The organism is Actinomadura sp., assembly GCF_044508335.1.
Lineage (GTDB): Bacteria > Actinomycetota > Actinomycetes > Streptosporangiales > Streptosporangiaceae > Spirillospora.
Genome location: NZ_JBIQHY010000074.1, coordinates 16419 through 33391 on the forward strand (window position 1 = coordinate 16419; position 16973 = coordinate 33391).

General features: G+C 72.7%; 16 protein-coding genes. 10 read left to right on the forward strand and 6 right to left on the reverse strand.

The window, feature by feature from the left end:
• Positions 1–95: 95 nt before the first annotated feature.
• From ACIWVC_RS22915 to ACIWVC_RS22925, 3 genes are read right to left on the reverse strand one after another with little or no spacing between them, the layout of a single operon-like run.
• Positions 96–1739, reverse strand: a complete 1644-nt coding sequence (locus tag ACIWVC_RS22915; protein ID WP_396451048.1) for a hypothetical protein — start codon at positions 1737–1739, stop codon at positions 96–98.
• Positions 1740–1763: 24 nt separating this feature from the next.
• The gene (locus ACIWVC_RS22920) at positions 1764–2783 is read right to left on the reverse strand and encodes a hypothetical protein (RefSeq protein ID WP_396451046.1); all 1020 of its coding nucleotides are present in this window, start codon (positions 2781–2783) and stop codon (positions 1764–1766) included.
• A 41-nt stretch (positions 2784–2824) separates the two neighbouring features.
• Positions 2825–3748 (reverse strand): CAP domain-containing protein, encoded by a 924-nt coding sequence (locus ACIWVC_RS22925; protein ID WP_396454554.1) that lies wholly within the window; start codon positions 3746–3748, stop codon positions 2825–2827.
• A gap of 556 nt (positions 3749–4304) precedes the next feature.
• Here ACIWVC_RS22925 and rplM point away from each other — a divergent pair.
• The 3 genes from rplM (at position 4305) to glmM (ending at position 6821) form a co-directional block, all read left to right on the forward strand.
• Complete coding sequence (gene rplM / locus ACIWVC_RS22930) at positions 4305–4757, forward strand: 50S ribosomal protein L13 (RefSeq protein WP_396452253.1); 453 nt, start codon at positions 4305–4307, stop codon at positions 4755–4757.
• Positions 4758–4851: 94 nt separating this feature from the next.
• Positions 4852–5358, forward strand: coding sequence for a 30S ribosomal protein S9 (gene rpsI / locus ACIWVC_RS22935; RefSeq protein WP_089324437.1), 507 nt, complete (start codon positions 4852–4854; stop codon positions 5356–5358).
• Between the two features lie 119 nt (positions 5359–5477).
• Positions 5478–6821, forward strand: a complete 1344-nt coding sequence (glmM, locus tag ACIWVC_RS22940; protein WP_396452254.1) for a phosphoglucosamine mutase — start codon at positions 5478–5480, stop codon at positions 6819–6821.
• Here glmM and ACIWVC_RS22945 read toward each other — a convergent pair.
• Positions 6818–7123 (reverse strand): hypothetical protein, encoded by a 306-nt coding sequence (locus ACIWVC_RS22945; protein ID WP_396452256.1) that lies wholly within the window; start codon positions 7121–7123, stop codon positions 6818–6820. The two genes, glmM and ACIWVC_RS22945, sit on opposite strands and share 4 nt — an antisense overlap.
• Before the next feature lie 46 nt (positions 7124–7169).
• Positions 7170–7994: an HNH endonuclease family protein gene (locus ACIWVC_RS22950; RefSeq protein ID WP_396452258.1), complete on the reverse strand. Its 825-nt coding sequence runs from the start codon at positions 7992–7994 to the stop codon at positions 7170–7172.
• Positions 7995–8263: 269 nt separating this feature from the next.
• Between ACIWVC_RS22950 and ACIWVC_RS22955 the strand changes: the two genes are divergently transcribed.
• The 6 genes from ACIWVC_RS22955 (at position 8264) to ACIWVC_RS22980 (ending at position 14060) form a co-directional block, all read left to right on the forward strand.
• Positions 8264–9211: an ABC transporter ATP-binding protein gene (locus tag ACIWVC_RS22955; RefSeq protein WP_396452260.1), complete on the forward strand. Its 948-nt coding sequence runs from the start codon at positions 8264–8266 to the stop codon at positions 9209–9211.
• The gene (locus ACIWVC_RS22960) at positions 9208–10086 is read left to right on the forward strand and encodes an ABC transporter permease (RefSeq protein WP_396452261.1); all 879 of its coding nucleotides are present in this window, start codon (positions 9208–9210) and stop codon (positions 10084–10086) included. Before ACIWVC_RS22955 ends, ACIWVC_RS22960 begins: the two co-directional genes overlap by 4 nt.
• 50 nt (positions 10087–10136) lie before the next feature.
• Positions 10137–11048 carry an ABC transporter ATP-binding protein gene (locus tag ACIWVC_RS22965; RefSeq protein WP_396454555.1) on the forward strand — a complete coding sequence of 304 codons (912 nt, stop codon included), beginning with the start codon at positions 10137–10139 and terminating at the stop codon, positions 11046–11048.
• Positions 11045–11761 carry an ABC transporter permease gene (locus tag ACIWVC_RS22970; RefSeq protein ID WP_396452263.1) on the forward strand — a complete coding sequence of 239 codons (717 nt, stop codon included), beginning with the start codon at positions 11045–11047 and terminating at the stop codon, positions 11759–11761. The genes ACIWVC_RS22965 and ACIWVC_RS22970 overlap by 4 nt, the downstream gene beginning before the upstream one ends.
• Positions 11762–11952: 191 nt before the next feature.
• Entirely contained in the window at positions 11953–12588 is a 636-nt protein-coding gene (locus ACIWVC_RS22975) for a DUF4328 domain-containing protein (protein ID WP_396454556.1), read from the forward strand.
• Positions 12589–12695: 107 nt separating this feature from the next.
• A complete protein-coding gene (locus tag ACIWVC_RS22980) occupies positions 12696–14060 on the forward strand; it encodes an alkaline phosphatase PhoX (RefSeq protein WP_396452266.1) in 1365 nt (454 codons plus the stop codon).
• Positions 14061–14071: 11 nt separating this feature from the next.
• Here ACIWVC_RS22980 and coaA read toward each other — a convergent pair whose 3' ends face one another.
• Entirely contained in the window at positions 14072–15013 is a 942-nt protein-coding gene (gene coaA / locus ACIWVC_RS22985) for a type I pantothenate kinase (protein ID WP_396452268.1), read from the reverse strand.
• 119 nt (positions 15014–15132) lie between these two features.
• Between coaA and glmS the strand changes: the two genes are divergently transcribed.
• Positions 15133–16973 (forward strand): glutamine--fructose-6-phosphate transaminase (isomerizing) (glmS, locus tag ACIWVC_RS22990; protein ID WP_396452270.1); only part of this gene is annotated, 1841 nt, incomplete at its 3' end.

The following is a 16973-nucleotide window of genomic DNA, read 5'->3' on the forward strand; positions in this document are numbered from 1 at the left end:
GTCCGGGGCGCGGTCTGGGCGCAGAGACGGCCTGGAGACGGCGACGGCCGCGGAACCGGCGGGTTCCGCGGCCGTCGTGCGTGTCGTGCGCCCGGTCAGCCGCGGGCGCGGGCCATGATCGGGCGCAGGTCGTAGTCGATGAACTGCTGCGCGGCCTCCTTGATCAGCGGGTCGCCGGGCTTGGCCTTCCTGCCGTTCGCCCACTGCACGTAGGCGTAGGCCACGTACCGGCCGCGGACGGTCGCCGCCGCGTAGCCGCCGGCGCGGTCGATGTCCGGGGAGTGCTTGCCCGCCATGCCGCGGAACCACTCGTACTTGGCGGGGTCGCCGGCCTTGCTCACCGTGACCGCGGCGGCCTTCGTCGGCATGACCGCGATCCCGGAGGTGACGGCCAGGCCGCTCTCCCTGTCGATGTACGTCGCGCGGATGATCTTGCGGCACTTCTCACGTTCCAGCGCGCGGAGCATGGACCCGCGCGCCGCGTACCTGACGTCCCGGTTCAGGGACCAGCGGTCGCGGGTGTAGGTCCGCCCGCCGAGCCGGAGCGCCGCGTCCGGGAACACGTCGCGGAACGCGAGGTCCTTCGGGTCGGTCTTCTCGTTCGCGATGTTCACCGGGGCGGCCGACCGGGTCGGTGTCGCCGGGGCGGACGGCACGGGCTCCGCGGACGGCTGGGCCGCCTTGCGGGCCTCGCCCTCGGTCTTGCCGCCGGGGCCGCTGCCGCCGACGGCGAACAGCGCGATGGCCGCCGCGAGGACGACCGCCGCGCCGCCGCCGATCAGCGCCACCCGGCGCCAGTTCCCGCCGGACGCGCCCTTCGGCGGCTCGCCGGCCGGCGGAGCGTCGATGGGGACGCCGCCCTCGGCGTGGTAGACCGGCGTGATCACGGGGGCCTGGCCGCCGTCGGGGGCGCCCTCCGCCGTCCCGGTCTGCGGGAACGGTCCGCTGCCGGTGGGCGGCACCACGCCCGGCGGCAGGATCGCGTCCGGCACCAGCACGGCCGCGGGCGCGGGCGCGGCGGCGTTCTCCGCCTCCTTCGCCTTCTCGAAGGCGGAGAGCGACGCGGGACCGCCCTCCGCGGTCTCGTTCGCGACGGGGTTGTCCACGGTGGTCTCGTCCTCTGCGGTCTCTTCCTCGGGGGCGGCGCCCTCCGGGCGGACGGCGGCGAAGCCGTCGGGGTCGGTGTCGTCGCCCGAGATCGGGGGCTTGACGAGCGGCTCGGCGGGGACGGCCCGGCGGGAGTCGACGGACGGCACCCCCTCGCCGGCGACGAGCGTCCCGGGCGGCGGGGCGGCGGGAGGCTCCCTGCCCGGGGGCTCCCTGCCGGGGGGCTCCCCGGCCGCGGTGTCCCCGGCCGCGGTGTCCCCTGCCGCGGTGTCTTCGGGCGGCGCCTCGCCGGACGGCGTGCCGCCGGCCGCGGCGTCCCGGTCGTCCTGCTCGGGCCCGCCGGCGGGCGGGGCCGTGTCGGTGGACTCGGCGGCCCACCAGGGGGCTTCCAGACCGAACGTGGGCAGCCGGAAGGAGGCGGCCTCGGCGGCGGAGCCGGTGTCGCCGGGCTCCGTCCCGCCTGGGTCCGGCTCGCCGGAGACCTCTTCGGCGGGGGGCGCCGCGTCCGTGCCGGCGGGCGCGGCGTCGTCCGGGGGAGCCGCGCCGCCGAAGCTCGGCGGCGCCGGGTCGGCGGGGACGCCTGACGTCCCCGCCGGCTCGGCGGTCTCCCGGGTGTCTCTAGGTCCAGACATAAGCAGAGAGGGTATTCGGAGGGATCACTTTTGGAGCGGCTTGCCTTCGGTTTCCCTGTAGTGCAGGGCCAGGGCCAGGTTGCTCCCCTTGACCATCTGCGTCCCGAAGACTCGGACGGCCGCATGGTACTTGCTCGCGATTTTCTTGCCGTCCGGCCGCTGCACCCACGTCATGATGACGTAGTGGCCGCGCGCCTGAGAAGTGCCGAACGCCTCGCCCTTGCCGTTGGTCTTGGTCACGCCCTTGCCGGGCAGCGCCTGGAGGAACGCGTCCTTGGCGGCGGCGGCCTTCACGGCGGTCTTGGCCGCGGCCTCGTTCTCCAGGTTGAACACGCCGACGGTGCCGATGAGCGAGCCCGTGGAGAGCGCGTAGGTGGCGCGCAGCGCCTGCGTGCAGCCGCCCTTCTTGAGGGCCTTCTCCAGGGTGGCGCCGCCGACGACGGCCGTGCAGCTCTTCCGCGCGTTCACGGCCGTCCGGACGTACTTGTGCCCGCCGGCCGTGAACTTCCCGTTGCCGAAGACCTCCTTGAGGGTCAGCGGCTTGGGGTCGGTGCTGCGGCTCTGCAGCTTCACCGGCGCGAGGACGGGCTTGGTCGGGCTCGGCGTGGGCTGCGCCTGCGCGGACGCGGACTGCGTCGGCGCCGCCTTCGGCTCGGGGTCGTCCTTCAGCAGCGACGACAGTCCGACGCCGCCGCCGATGAGCAGGATGCCCGCGACGGCCGAGCCGCCGATGATGAGCGGCAGGTTGCGGCGCCGCTCGGGCTGCGCGGGCCGGCGGGACGGCCCCGCGGGCGCACCCTCGGGGAAGCCGTAGGCGTCGCCCGCGACGGGCTCGTCGCCCCAGGCCGCGGTGGGCCGGTCGTCCCACCCGGCGGGCTGGTCGTTCCACGCCGCGTGGTCGTCGCCCCGGCCGCGGGGTGCGAACGGGGCCTCGTCCTTGTCATGGCCGTACGGCGGCGCTTCGGCTCCGGGTCCGTACGGCGCATGCGGCGACTGCCGGGGAGGCCAGTCGCCGGGTTTGCCTTGATCGCCCGGATAACCCATGGGGTGGACCTTACCGTCCCTCATTCAGGAACGTGCCCAGGTCACTTCCAGCCGAAGTCCTGGGTCCACAGGGGGCCGCCGGGGCCGGAGGCCATTCCGACGCCGATGGCGCGGAGGCCGCAGTTGAGGATGTTGGCCCGGTGGCCGGGGCTGTTCATCCAGCCCTTCACGACCGCCGCGGCGGTCGGGTAGCCCTTGGCGATGTTCTCCGCGCCGGGGCTCGGGTAGCCGGCGTCCTCCATCCGCTTCCACGGGCTGTCGCCGTTGCGGGACGTGTGGTCGAAGTAGTTGTTGGCCGCCATGTCCGCGGAGTGCTTGCGGGCCGCGACGACGAGCCGCGAGTCGACGCGCAGGGGCTCGCAGCCCTGCTTGGCGCGCTCGGCGTTGGTGAGCGACACGACGGCGGCCTCGCTGCTGGACGACCCGCCGCTGCTCGGCGTGCCGCCGCCTCCGCCGGAGGACGGTGACCCGGCCGGCTCGGACGCCTTCTTGGACTTGGACGGCTCGGCCTTCGCGGTCTTGCGCGGGTGGATCGGCTTCAGCGGGGGCGTCTGCTCCGCGGTGGGCGCCGGCGAGGCGCCGGGCGTCCCGCCCGTCCCGCCGGTGGGCGTCCCGGACTCGGCGCCCGCCCCGGTCGGGGCGTCGCTCTGCGGCCCCGGGGGGATCACGGCGGACGGCCGCGCCTCCGGCCCGGACGCGGCGGTCTTCTCCGACCGCAGCTCGGGCAGGACGAGCCGGTCGATCGCGACGCCGATGCCGATGGCGAGGCCGGACGCGGTGACGACCGCCATCATCCCGGTCGCGCTCTTCGCCCGGGACCGCTTGCGTCCCGCGTCCTGCGGCCGGCCGCCGCGCGGGGCGCCGCCCGCCGGCCGGCGCCCGCCGGGCGGGCCGGACCGGCCCGCGCCGCGGCGCGGGCCGCCGGCGACGAGCTCGTCGCGGGGAGGGGCGGAGGCGCGAGGCATGGGACCGCTCCGCCCGTCGTGCCTGGGCTGGTGGCCTCCGGCGGGACCGCCGGGTCTGCGGGGAGTGGACAGCGGGGGCTCCCGGGTGCGGGCCGGCGCGAGCCGGCGTGGACTCGGTCGCCCGGCACCTTATCCCCATATGCACCCGGAGTTATGAGAATCACTCAAGAAACCGCAGAATTGCTACAGATTGTGGCCGGTTCACGGCTGACCGTCCCCCTTCGGGCGGGTCCCGGCGGCGGTAAATGAGGGTGGCGCGCCGTGTCCCGTCCATTTGCCGGGCGGGTACATGGCACACCGGCGCTTCCTGTATCCTGCGTAGTTGTTGTGTGCGTGACGCCTGCCCTGCGGGTGGGGCGGCGCCGCAACGCGCCGGTGCGTCCCGGAGCGTCCGCGTCAACTGCCGCGGATGCGGGCCCCGGCCTCCCGGAGCGCCGGGTCGGATGATCCTCTGATCGGCGCGAGCAGGATTTCCGCTGATACGTGGCGCTCGCCCGCGAGGGGGAGCGGAGGATCGAAACCGCTGAAAGTCGACGAGAAACGAAGGCTGACGACCGTGCGCACGTACACCCCTAAGCCCGCTGACGTCCAGCGTCAGTGGTACGTCATCGACGCGACCGATGTCGTGCTGGGCCGTCTCGCCAGTCAGGTCGCGCAGCTGCTTCGGGGCAAGCACAAGCCGATCTACGCGCCGCACCTCGACACCGGTGACTTCGTCGTCATCGTGAACGCCGACAAGGTGTCGCTGTCGGGCAACAAGGCGGAGCGCAAGAAGGCGTACCGGCACTCCGGGTACCCGGGCGGGCTCCGCTCGGTGACCTACACCGAGCTGCTGGCGAAGCACCCCGAGCGGGCGGTCGAGAAGGCGATCAAGGGCATGCTGCCCAAGAACTCCCTCGGCCGGAAGATGTTCGGCAAGGTGAAGGTCTACGCCGGGCCGGACCACCCGCACCAGGCGCAGAAGCCGGTCCCGTTCGAGATCACCCAGATCAGCCAGACCGCGAAGTGACATCGCGCCTCCCGGCGCGGCAGCAGACATGAGGCCGCCGGGGCACCCGGTCGACCGGGCCAGCCGCCCTGGCTAGAACACCCCAAGGAGAACCGTGGACGACACCACCGGCGCCGAGGGCGTCGAGCTCGACTCGTACGAGGACGCGCCGTCCGAGTACAGCACCGAGACCCCCGAGGCGCCCGGCGAGGGCTACCTCGGCCAGCCGGTCGCGACCGGCCCGGCGGCCGGCACCGGGCGCCGCAAGCAGGCCATCGCGCGGGTCCGCATCGTCCCCGGCAGCGGCCAGTGGAAGATCAACGGCCGCACCCTGGACCAGTACTTCCCGAACAAGGTGCACCAGCAGATCGTGAACGAGCCGTTCGTGCTGCTGGGCCTGGAGGGCCAGTTCGACGTGCTCGCCCGCGTCAACGGCGGCGGCACCACCGGCCAGGCCGGCGCGCTGCGCCTCGGCATCTCCCGCGCGCTGCAGTTCGCGAACATCGAGCACCGCCCGGCGCTGAAGAAGGCCGGCTTCCTCACCCGCGACGCGCGGGTGCCGGAGCGCAAGAAGGCCGGTCTCAAGAAGGCCCGCAAGGCTCCGCAGTACAGCAAGCGTTGACCGACGGTACGAGCCGTCGCACCCCGCAGCCCCCACGCGGCAGTTCCGCGTGGCCGGCGCGGCGGGTGCGGCGGCTCGTCCCTTCTCCGGGGTCACCCTGTCTTCTCGGGAGTTGAACTGTGGCTCGTCTGTTCGGGACCGACGGCGTGCGCGGGCTCGCCAACCGCGACCTGACCGCCCCCCTCGCCATGGACCTGTCCGTCGCGGCCGCGCGGGTGCTCGGGGAGCAGGGCGCTTTCAAAGGCCACCGGCCGCTCGCCGTGGTCGGCCGCGACCCGCGGGCCTCCGGCGAGTTCCTGGAGGCGGCCGTCGTGGCCGGCCTCGCCAGCTCCGGGGTGGACGTGCTGCGGCTCGGCGTCCTGCCGACCCCGGCCGTCGCGCACCTGACGCACGCGCTGGACGCCGACCTCGGCGTCATGCTGTCGGCGTCGCACAACCCGGCCCCCGACAACGGCATCAAGTTCTTCGACCGCAGCGGCTACAAGCTGCCGGACGAGATCGAGGACCGGATCGAGGCGCGGCTCGGCGAGGCCTGGGACCCGCCGACCGGCGCCGGCGTCGGCCGCGTCCGGGAGGCGCACGGCGCCGTCGAGCAGTACGTCGCGCACCTGCTGTCGACGGTCACCGTGTCGCTGGACGGCCTGCGCGTCGTGGTCGACTGCGCGAACGGCGCGTCCTGCGACGTGGCCCCGGAGGCGCTGCGCCGCGCCGGCGCCGAGGTCCACACGATCGGCACCGCGCCGGACGGCCTGAACATCAACTCCGGCTGCGGCTCCACGCACCTGGAGGCGCTGCGGAAGGCCGTCCGGGAGTACGGCGCGGACGTGGGCATCGCGAACGACGGCGACGCCGACCGCTGCCTGGCCGTGACCGCGTCCGGCGAGATCGTGGACGGCGACCAGATCATGGCCATCCTCGCCCTCGACCTGCGGGAGGCGGGCGCGCTGCCGTGCGACACCGTCGTCGCGACCGTGATGTCGAACCTGGGCTTCAAGCTCGCCATGCAGGAGGCCGGGATCACCGTGGTGGAGACCGCGGTCGGCGACCGGTACGTCCTGGAGGCGATGAAGGAGGGCGGCTACGGGTTCGGCGGCGAGCAGTCCGGCCACGTCATCATGCTGCAGCACGCGACGACCGGCGACGGCGTCCTGACGGGCCTGCACCTGGCGGCCGCGATGGTCCGCCGGGGCCGTCCGCTGGACGAGCTGGCCAAGGTGATGACCCGGCTGCCGCAGGTGCTCATCAACGTCAAGGACGTCGACAAGACCCGCGCGAAGACGTCCCCGGAACTGGCCGAGGCCGTCGCCGCCGCCGAGGCGGGCCTGGGCGAGACGGGCCGCGTGCTGATCCGCCCGAGCGGGACCGAGCCGATGGTCCGCGTGATGGTCGAGGCGGCCTCCGAGGAGCAGGCCCAGTCGGTCGCCGAGCACCTCGCCGGAGTGGTGAAGTCCGCGCTCGGCTAGCGCTCGTCGATCTCCAGCCGCCCCACCTTGAGGTGCTTGATCTCGACGGTCCCGGCCTCCAGGTGGGCGATGACGGCGCGCTTCACGACCAGCTTGCCGATCGCGACGGCGCCGAGCGCCAGCGCGCCGAGCGCCATGGAGCCCACCGCCAGTGACCCGAGCCCGTTCCCGAGCCGCATCGTGAGCCCGGTCGCGGACGCCCCGGTCACCTCGGCCCCGGTGGCCCGCGCGCCGACCCCGCGCTCCGTCCTGACCCTCGGCCGCTCGCCGGCCGTGCCCTGCTCGTCCACTTCGTCGCTCATCGGACGAGCATATTGCGCGGCGCGGCGGCCGCGGGCCGTGCCGGGGTCAGCCGCCGCACAGATCGAGCATGATCTTCTTGTCGGGGGCGGTGACCGGCAGGTCGTACTTCAGCGCGACCTGCGCGAAGCGGACGCTGTAGGAGCAGCGGATGCGCTTGTTCGGCGGCAGCCACGACGCCGGCCCCGAGTCGCTCTTGGCGCCGTTGAGCGGGCCGTCCACCGGGATGAGGTTCAGCGGGTCGTTGGCGAGGGATTCGCGCTTGCCCTTCGACCACCGCGACGAGCCCATCTGCCAGCTGTACGACAGCGGGATCACGTGGTCGATCTGGACGGCGGTCGCGTGCGACTTCTTCCAGTGGATCGTCTTGCCGGAGTACGGGTCGTGCAGCGTGAGCGAGATGATCACGCAGTCGGACCCGGACCGGTAGCGGACCTTCTCGCCGTCGCGTTTCAGCAGGTCGTTGCGGGTGTCGCAGCCGTTGCGCGCGAACGGGACGTCCGGCGCGCTGTCCATCCACGCGTAGCCGAACTCGTCGCGCTCGTAGCCGGTCTTCGGGCCGCGTCCCTTGGTGCCGACCTTCTCGATGATCTTGCGCGCCTCGGCGCGGTCGCCGCGGGAGGTGATGGCGGCGAGGCCCGGCTTGGTGCCGTCGGGGTTGTCGAGCGGGCTGGCCGCGTCGCCGTCGTCCGCGGCGGACGAGGAGCCGCCGGAGCCGCCGGGCGCGGCGGACGGGTCGCCGATGCTGAGGTTCCCCTCGCAGCCGGACACCGCCAGCGGGACGGCGAGCGCCAGCGCCGCCGCGCCCAGAAGCCTCCGGCCGGGGGAGGGCCGGGAACCGAGTCCACGCCGAATCGGGGCGCGTAGCGTCATACCGTCACCGTCCTGGGGGTCGATGTCGTTATTTTCCACCAATTGGTCTGCAAAGAGCCGATCAAACCGCATGTCCTACCGTGTCGGTCACACGACCCCTCCGTTTCCGGCACGACCGGTCCAGGACGCCGATGCCGCTCGTCCGGCGGGGGGAGACGTCCGGCGATGGGTGCGTCGTTCTTAGGTCGCTGCGGGATTGGACGAAAGGCTGCCCCCGCGTAGCACTTGAGGGTGACGTGCCGGGGCGTGCCGCCCGCTAGGTTCGGACCATGCCGATAATCGCCACCCAGGGCCTGACGATGAGGTTCCCCCGGGTGACCGCCTTGGACGACCTCAACGTGGCCGTCGAACCGGGCGTCGTGGGGCTGGTCGGCGCCAACGGCGCCGGCAAGTCGACGCTCATCAAGATCCTGCTCGGGCTGCTGCCGCCGACGTCCGGCACGGCGACCGTGCTGGGGCTCGACATCGCGCGCGAGGGGCTGCGGATCCGGGAGAGCGTCGGCTTCATGCCCGAGTACGACTGCCTGCCGCCGGACGTGTCCGCGACCGAGTTCGTCGTGCACATGGCCCGCATGTCCGGGCTCCCCCCGACCGCCGCCCGCGAACGCGCCGCCGACACGCTCCGGCACGTCGGCCTGTACGAGGAGCGCTACCGCCCCATCGGCGGCTACTCCACCGGCATGCGCCAGCGGGTGAAGCTCGCGCAGGCCCTCGTCCACGACCCGAAGCTCGTGTTCCTGGACGAGCCGACCAACGGCCTCGACCCGGCCGGGCGCGACGAGATGCTCGACCTGATCCGCCGCATCGGCGCCGAGTTCGGGATCAGCGTCCTCGTCACCTCGCACCTGCTGGGCGAGCTGGAGCGGATCTGCGACCACGTCGTCATCATCGACGGCGGCAAGCTGCTGCGCTCCCAGGCCGTCGAGGCGTACACGGCCGCGAGCGGCGTGCTGACCGTCGAGGTCGACGAGGGGCGCGACGTGCTCGGGCAGCACCTGTTCGACCAGGGCGTGTCCGTCCGCCCGGAGGGCCGGTTCCTCATCGTCGACATCGCCGGCGAGACGACCTACGACCTGATCCGCGACGGCGTCGTGGACCTCGGGCTGCGGCTGATCCGGATGGAGCAGCGCCGCCACCACATCGAGGAGGTCTTCCAGACCGGGCCGCCCGCACCGCCGGCCCCCGCCGGAACCGTCGCGCAGGAGGCCGGCCGATGAGCACGAGCACCATCCACGACATCGGCTACCGCCACTACGACGGGCGCCGCAACGGCCGCGCGTACGTGCTGCGGTCGCTGTACGTGCACAATCTGCGCGCCGCGTTCGGGCTGGGCCGTCCCGCGCGGGCCAAGGTCATGCCGTTCCTGCTGGCGGCGATCATGCTGCTGCCCGCCTCCGGGTCGGTCGCGGCGTTCGCGTTCAGCAAGGAGCCGGACGCGCTGATCCGCTACGCGTCCTACGCGAACATCATGCAGGTCATCGTGGCGATCTTCCTGGCCACGCAGGCGCCGGTGCTGGCCTCGCGGGAGGTGCGGTTCCACGTGATCCCGCTGTACTTCTCCCGCCCGGTCGGCCATCTCGACTTCGTCCTCGCGAAGAGCGCCGCGCTGTCGACCGCGCTGTTCGCGCTGATGGCGGTGCCCGTCACCGTCCTGTACGTCGGCGGGCTGATCACCAAGATGCCCGACTCCGGGGAGCAGCTGCTGAAGTACCTCGGCGCCCTCGTCGGCTGCGTGCTGTACGCGCTGGTGCTGGCGGCGATCGGGATGGTCGTCGCGGCGTTCACCCCGCGCCGCGGCTTCGGCGTCGCCGCGGTCATCGCCGTCTACATGATCAGCGCCGCGGTCGTCGGTGCCGTGCAGGGCATCGCCGAGGCGCAGACGAACTTCACGCTGCAGGGCTGGATCGGGCTGGGGACGCCGTTCAACCTGGTGGACATCGTCCAGGTCCGGCTGCTCGGCGCGCAGTCGTCCTCGCCCGGCATCGCGCCCGGCGTCACCGGCGGCGTCGTCGCGCTCGCGCTGTGCGCCGTCATCGTCGGCGGGTCGATCGCGGTTCTGTACCGCCGGTTCAGGAAGGCGGGTCTCTCATGATCGAGCGGAGCGAGTCGGGGGGTGTGGGGGGTCGTCCCCCCACAGGGAACATGAGCGAGCTGGTTCTGGAGAACGTGTCCCGCTGGTACGGGAACGTCGTCGCCGTCAACGGCGTGTCGATGAAGATCGGGCCGGGCGTGACCGGGCTCCTCGGCCCGAACGGCGCGGGCAAGTCGACGCTGATCCACATGATGGGCGGGTTCCTCGCGCCGTCGTCCGGCAGCGTCACGCTGGACGGGGAGCCGATCTGGCGCAACCCGGGCGTCTACCGCAAGCTGGGGCTCGTCCCGGAGCGGGAGACGGCGTACGACTTCCTCACCGGCGAGCAGTTCATCGTCGCGATGGCGAAGCTGCACAGGCTGCCCGACCCGGCGGCCGCCGCGCGCCGCGCGATCGGCCTCGTCGAGATGGACTACGCCGCGCAGCGCCCGATCGGCAACTACTCCAAGGGCATGAAGCAGCGCATCAAGATGGCGTCGGCGCTCGTGCACGACCCGCCCGTCCTGCTGCTGGACGAGCCGTTCAACGGCATGGACCCGCGGCAGCGGCTGCAGCTCATGGACCTCATCACCCGGATGGCCGAGGAGGGCCGCACGATCCTGTTCTCCTCGCACATCCTGGAGGAGGTGGAGCGGCTCGCCAGCCACATCGAGGTGATCGTCGCGGGGCGGCACGCCGCGTCCGGCGACTTCCGCAAGATCCGCCGGCTGATGACCGACCGGCCGCACATCTTCGTGGTCCGCTCGTCCGACGACCGGAGGCTCGCCGCCTCGGTCATCGCGGACGGGTCGGCCGGCAGCGTGCAGCTCACCGACAAGGGGCTGAAGATCGAGGCGGTCGACTTCCAGCGCTTCACCCTGCTGCTCCCGCGGCTCGCCCGCGACGCCGGCGTCCGGCTGTGGGAGGTCTCCCCGGCGGACGAGTCCCTCGAAAGCGTCTTCTCCTACCTGGTGGCCAGATGAACCCGACGATTGCGATGATCACGTTCCGGGGGATGCTCGGGCGCAAGCGCGCGCTGCTCCTGCTGGGGCTGCCGCTGATCCTGCTGATCCTGTCGGTCGGGCTCCGCGCGGCGGGACAGGACGATCTGGACGTCTCCGCGGGCGTCCTGCAGCAGTTCGGCCTCGCCACGCTGCTGCCGCTGCTCGCGCTGATCGCCGGGACCGGGGTGATCGGGCCGGAGATCGATGACGGCCAGATCATGTACGTGCTGACCAAGCCGATCCCGCGCGAGGTGATCGTGCTGACGAAGCTCGTCGTGGCGATCATCCTGACCACGGCGTTCGCGACGGTCCCGGTGCTGTTCGCGGGGCTGATCCTCACCGGGACGACCGCGCAGCTGACGCCGGCGTACGCCGCCGGCGTCCTGATCGGCGGCGTCGCCTACAGCGCGGTGTTCGTCGCGCTCGCCGTCGCCAGCCGCAACGCGGTCACGATCGGCCTGCTGTACGCGCTGGTGTGGGAGTCGCTGCTGGGCAGCTTCGCGCCGGGCGCCAAGTCGGCGTCCATCCAGCAGTGGTGCCTGTCCATCACGGACGCGCTGACGGACGCCTCGCCGGTCACCTCGGAGGTCGGCCTCCCGCTGGCGATCGGCCTGCTCGTCCTGGTCACCGGCGCGGCGACCCTGCTCGCGACGTTCCGCCTGCGCAGCCTCCCGGTGGCGAGCGCCGACTAGCGCGGCGCGGCCTCGCGGAGCCCGGCGCGGGCGAGCGGGCCGGGGCGGCGGCGGAAACCGGCGCGGGTCACCTGCCGGTGACCGGGCCCCGGTGACCCGTCGTCACGGGGTTGTGATCATGATGCGCTTCCGCCGGTGCGTTCCGGTCGAGCAGGCTCGGGGGGCGATCCCCCGAGCCCGCTGGAGCAGAGATGGCCAACCCTCCCCACCCGCCCTACGCGCCGCCGGCGGCCGACGTGCTCCGGGCGCCGCGCACCGCCATGATCGTCGCGGTGACGGCGCTCGGCGCCAACGTCCTGGTGCTGAACGTCCTCGCGCTGCTGGCCGCGATCAACCTGATCCGCGACGGTGCGGCGCTCTCTGCGGGAACGCTCTCCACGGCGCAGGTCCTGCAGTTCCTGCCGCTCCTGGCCGCCGCCGTCGCCGTGATCGTGTGGCTGTGGCGGGCCCGGACGAACGCCGACGTCATCAACGAGCTCCCCGACACCTGGGGGCGGCCCTGGGTGATCTTCGGGTGGGTCGTGCCGATCATCAGCTTCTGGGTGCCGCGCAGCATCGTCGGCGGCGTCTGGTACGCGAGCGCGCCGCCCGGCCGGTCGGGCTGGGCGGTGAACGCGTGGTGGGCGGCCTGGCTCGTGTACCTGCTGGGGTCGCGGGTCCTGAGCCTGCAGGAGGACGGCGGCGTCGGCAGCGCCCTGTTCCCGGTCGTCTGCGAGATCGGCGCCGTCGCGGCGCTGCTCGCGATGCTGGTCGTCTGGCGCATCACGGTCTTCCAGGAGGCGCAGGCGGTCCGCATCCGCGACGCGATCGCCGCACCGCCCGCCTGACGCTCGATCCGCGGCCCGCCGACGTGTGCCGCGCCCCTTCGATGTGACGCGTGTTACAACGGCTGGAAGGGTCTTTTGGATCGTTCCAGATAAGGGAGTGCGCACCCATGTCAGTCACGCGCCGCCGGCTCCTGGCGGGGACGGGCGCGGCGGGGGCGGGCATCGCCTTCGCCGGCGCCGTCGAGCAGCTGTTCGCCGGGAGCGCCGCCGCCGCGCCCGCCGGCCGCCACGACGGGTACGGCCCGCTCGTGCCCGACCCGGACGGCCTGCTGGACCTGCCGCGCGGGTTCCGGTACACCGTCCTGTCCCGGGAGGGCGAGCCGCTGCGCTCCGGGGAGGGCCCGGTGCCGAGCCACTGCGACGGCATGTCGGCCTTCCCCGGGCGCCGCGGCCGGACGTGGCTCGTCCGCAACCACGAGAACCGCCCGGACGCCGAGTACCGGGTGCCGCCGGTCGGCGGCGTCACCTACGACCCCGGGGGCCTCGGCGGCTGCACCGCGCTGGAGGTCGACGAGGCCGGGCGCGTCCACACCGAGCGCGTCGCCATCGCCGGGACGGCCGTCAACTGCGCCGGCGGCCCGACGCCGTGGCACACCTGGCTGACCTGCGAGGAGACCGAGGACAAGGCCGGCGTCAACGGCTACACCAGGGACCACGGGTTCATCTTCGAGGTCGACCCGTACCACCGGCGCACCGTCCCGGAGCCGCTCACCGCGATGGGGCGCTTCCAGCACGAGGCGATCGCCGTCGACCCCCGCGACGGCACCGTCTACGAGACCGAGGACGCCTTCGAGAAGCCGTTCGGGCTGTTCTACCGGTTCCTGCCGGAGAACCCCCGCGGCGGGTTCGGCAGCCTCCGCGCCGGGGGGCGCCTGGAGGCCCTGTGCGTCCCCGGCGTCCCGGACCTGTCCGTCGTGCGGGAACCCGGCACCGTGTTCCGCCGCGTGGAGTGGAAGAAGGTGCCCGACCCGCTGGCGAAGGAGACCGCGATCCGGTTCCAGGACTTCGGCCCCGGCGGCATCACGCACGCGCAGAAGCTGGAGGGCTGCTACTGGGGCGGCGACCGCGTCTACTTCGTGTCGAGCTTCGCGAAGACGGCGGACGGCTCCCGCGCCGACCACTTCGGGCAGGTGTGGTCGTACGAGCCGCGCCACCGCCGGCTGACCCTCGTCATCGTGTTCGGGCCCGGCACCGGCGCCCAGAAGCCCGGCGAGTCGCCCGACAACATCTGCCTGGCGCCGCAGGGCGGCCTGATGGTGTGCGAGGACGGCGGCGGAGCCCAGCACGTGTTCGGCGTGTCCCGTCGCCGGAAGGTCTACGCGATGGCGCGGAACAGGCAGAACATCGGCACCGGGGACGAGCCCGGATGGGGCGAGTTCGCCGGCGTCACCTTCTCCCCGGACGCCCGCACGATGTTCGTCAACGTCTACGAACCGGGCACGACGTTCGCCATAACCGGCCCCTGGCGCTAGCCGAGAACCGGTCAGATGCGGCGGAGGCGGACTCGCTGGACGCTGTGGTCGCGGTCCTTGTGGAGGACGAGGGTGGCGCGGGCGCGTGTCGGGAGGATGTTGGAGACGAGGTTGATCTCGTTGACGTCGCGCCAGACGCGCTGGGCGAAGGCGGCGGTCTCGTCCTCGTCGAGTTCGTGCGCGTACTTGTGGAAGTAGGAGCGCGGGTCGGTGAAGGCGGTGCGGCGCAGCGCGAACAGGCGGTCGATGTACCACTGCCGGATGTCCTCGACCCGCGCGTCCACGTAGATGGAGAAGTCGAAGAAGTCGGAGACGCCCAGGGTGCCGGGCGGGGGCGCCTGCAGGACGTTCAGCCCTTCGACGATCAGGATGTCGGGCCGCCGGACGGTCTGCGACGCGTCCGGGACGATGTCGTACTCCAGGTGCGAGTACACCGGGATCGACGCCTCCTCCGCGCCCGCCTTGATGGAGGAGACGAACCGGACGAGGGCGCGGCGGTCGTAGGACTCGGGGAAGCCCTTGCGGTCCATGAGCCCGCGCTCGGAGAGCACGGCGTTCGGGTACAGGAAGCTGTCGGTCGTCACCAGTTCCACGCTCGGGTGCTCCGGCCAGCGGGCCAGCAGCGTGCGCAGCAGTCTGGACGTGGTGGACTTGCCGACCGCGACGCTGCCCGCCACGCCGATGATGAACGGCGTCGGGCGCACCTCGCCGCCGAGGAACGCGCTGACGGTGTCGCGGAGCCGCCAGTCGCCCAGGAAGAACAGGTTGAGCAGCCGGGACAGCGGCAGGTAGACCTCCTCGACCTCGGTGATGTCGATCGGGTCCTTCAGGCCGCGCAGCGCCTCCAGCTCACCGGGCGTGAGCGGCAGCGGCGTGTTCTCGCGCAGGCCGCGCCAGGCGTCGCGGGGGAGTTCCACGTAGGGGCTCGGCACGCTGTCCCATCCGTCCGTCATGGCTGAACACTACGGGGCCGTTCAGCGGGTCACCGGGTTTCGCGGCCGTTCACGGTAGCGATGCCTTCTGCGCCGTCCGCGGGTGGGTCCTGGCCGGGACAGCGAATAGAGTTGCCGCCATGTGCGGAATCGTGGGGTACGTAGGGGGGCGGCCGGCGCTCGACGTCGTCGTCGAGGGCCTGGCGAGGCTGGAGTACCGCGGCTACGACTCGGCCGGGGTGGCCGTGCTGGCCGACGGGAAGCTGGCGACGGCGAAGCGCGCGGGCAAGCTCGGCAACCTCCGGGGGGCGCTGGAGGAGGAGCCGCCGCCGGCGGGGACGCTCGGCATGGGGCACACCCGGTGGGCGACGCACGGCCCGCCCAACGACCGCAACGCGCACCCGCACGTCGACTGCACGGGATCCGTCGCGGTGATCCACAACGGGATCATCGAGAATTTCGCCGCGCTGCGCGCCGAGCTGGAGGAGGGCGGGCACGGGCTGGTGTCCGACACCGACACCGAGGCCGTCGCGCACCTGCTGGAGGACGAGCTGAAGGCGGGCGGGGGGCTCGCCGACGCCATGCGCCGCGTCTGCCGGCGGCTGGAGGGCGCGTTCACGCTCGTGGCCGTGCACAGCGGCGACCCCGACCTCGTGGTCGGGGCGCGGCGCAACTCGCCGCTCGTCGTCGGCGTGGGGGACGGGGAGAACTTCCTCGCCAGCGACGTCGCCGCGTTCATCGCGCACACCCGCGACGCGATCGAGCTCGGCCAGGACCAGGTCGTCGAGCTGCGCGCCGGCGATGTGACGGTCACCGACTTCGAGGGCCGCCCCGCCGAGGTGAAGGAGTACCACGTCGACTGGGACGTGTCCGCCGCGGAGAAGGGCGGCTACGACTACTTCATGCTCAAGGAGATCGCCGAGCAGCCGCGCGCCGTCGCCGACACGCTGCTCGGCCGGATCGGCTCCGACGGCCGCCTGCACCTGGACGAGATGCGCATCTCCGACCGGGAGCTGCGCGAGGTCGACAAGATCATCATCGTGGCGTGCGGCACCTCGTACCACGCGGGCCTGATCGCCAAGTACGCGATCGAGCACTGGGCGGGGCTGCCCTGCGAGGTGGAGCTGGCCAGCGAGTTCCGCTACCGCGACCCGATCCTGTCGCCGGCGACGCTGGTCATCGCGATCTCCCAGTCGGGCGAGACGATGGACGCGCTGATGGCCGTCCGGCACGCCCGCGAGCAGAAGGCCAAGCTGCTCGGCATCTGCAACGTCAACGGCTCCACGCTGCCGCGCGAGTGCGACGGCGTCCTGTACACGCACGCCGGGCCGGAGATCGCGGTCGCGTCCACCAAGGCGTTCCTCACCCAGCTCGTCGCCGTCTACCTCATCGCGCTGTACCTGGCGCAGGTGCGCGGCACCAAGTGGGGGGACGAGGTGTTCGCCATGGTGCAGCTGCTGGAGCGGATGCCGGAGAAGGTCGACAAGGTCCTGGAGACCATGGAGCCGGTCCGCGAGCTGGCCCGGTCGCTGTCGGGCGAGCACTGCGTGCTGTTCCTCGGCCGCCACGTGGGCTTCCCGGTGGCGCTGGAGGGCGCGCTGAAGCTCAAGGAGCTCGCCTACATGCACGCCGAGGGCTTCGCCGCCGGCGAGCTGAAGCACGGCCCGATCGCCCTCATCGAGGAGAACCTGCCGGTCGTCGTGGTGGTGCCGCCGCGGGCGCGGGACGTCCTGCACGACAAGATCGTCTCGAACATCCAGGAGATCCGGGCCCGCGGCGCGCGGACGATCGTGATCGCCGAGGAGGGCGACGAGTCCGTCGAGCCGTACGCGGACACGCTGATCAGCGTCCCGCCCGTCCCGACGCTGCTGCAGCCGCTCGTCACGACCGTCCCGCTGCAGGTGTTCGCGTGCGAGCTGGCCACCGCGAAGGGGCACGACGTCGACCAGCCCCGCAACCTCGCCAAGTCCGTCACCGTCGA

Excerpts from the sequence above, each read along its gene's own strand:
- coaA (WP_396452268.1), bottom strand. The coding sequence starts at position 15,013 with ATGACGGACGGATGGGACAGCGTGCCGAGCCCCTACGTGGAACTCCCC.
- ACIWVC_RS22955 (WP_396452260.1), top strand. The coding sequence starts at position 8,264 with ATGCCGATAATCGCCACCCAGGGCCTGACGATGAGGTTCCCCCGGGTG.
- ACIWVC_RS22925 (WP_396454554.1), bottom strand. The coding sequence starts at position 3,748 with ATGCCTCGCGCCTCCGCCCCTCCCCGCGACGAGCTCGTCGCCGGCGGC.
- ACIWVC_RS22960 (WP_396452261.1), top strand. The coding sequence starts at position 9,208 with ATGAGCACGAGCACCATCCACGACATCGGCTACCGCCACTACGACGGG.
- ACIWVC_RS22980 (WP_396452266.1), top strand. The coding sequence starts at position 12,696 with ATGTCAGTCACGCGCCGCCGGCTCCTGGCGGGGACGGGCGCGGCGGGG.
- ACIWVC_RS22915 (WP_396451048.1), bottom strand. The coding sequence starts at position 1,739 with ATGTCTGGACCTAGAGACACCCGGGAGACCGCCGAGCCGGCGGGGACG.
- ACIWVC_RS22965 (WP_396454555.1), top strand. The coding sequence starts at position 10,137 with ATGAGCGAGCTGGTTCTGGAGAACGTGTCCCGCTGGTACGGGAACGTC.
- ACIWVC_RS22950 (WP_396452258.1), bottom strand. The coding sequence starts at position 7,994 with ATGACGCTACGCGCCCCGATTCGGCGTGGACTCGGTTCCCGGCCCTCC.
- ACIWVC_RS22920 (WP_396451046.1), bottom strand. The coding sequence starts at position 2,783 with ATGGGTTATCCGGGCGATCAAGGCAAACCCGGCGACTGGCCTCCCCGG.
- ACIWVC_RS22970 (WP_396452263.1), top strand. The coding sequence starts at position 11,045 with ATGAACCCGACGATTGCGATGATCACGTTCCGGGGGATGCTCGGGCGC.
- ACIWVC_RS22975 (WP_396454556.1), top strand. The coding sequence starts at position 11,953 with ATGGCCAACCCTCCCCACCCGCCCTACGCGCCGCCGGCGGCCGACGTG.
- ACIWVC_RS22945 (WP_396452256.1), bottom strand. The coding sequence starts at position 7,123 with ATGAGCGACGAAGTGGACGAGCAGGGCACGGCCGGCGAGCGGCCGAGG.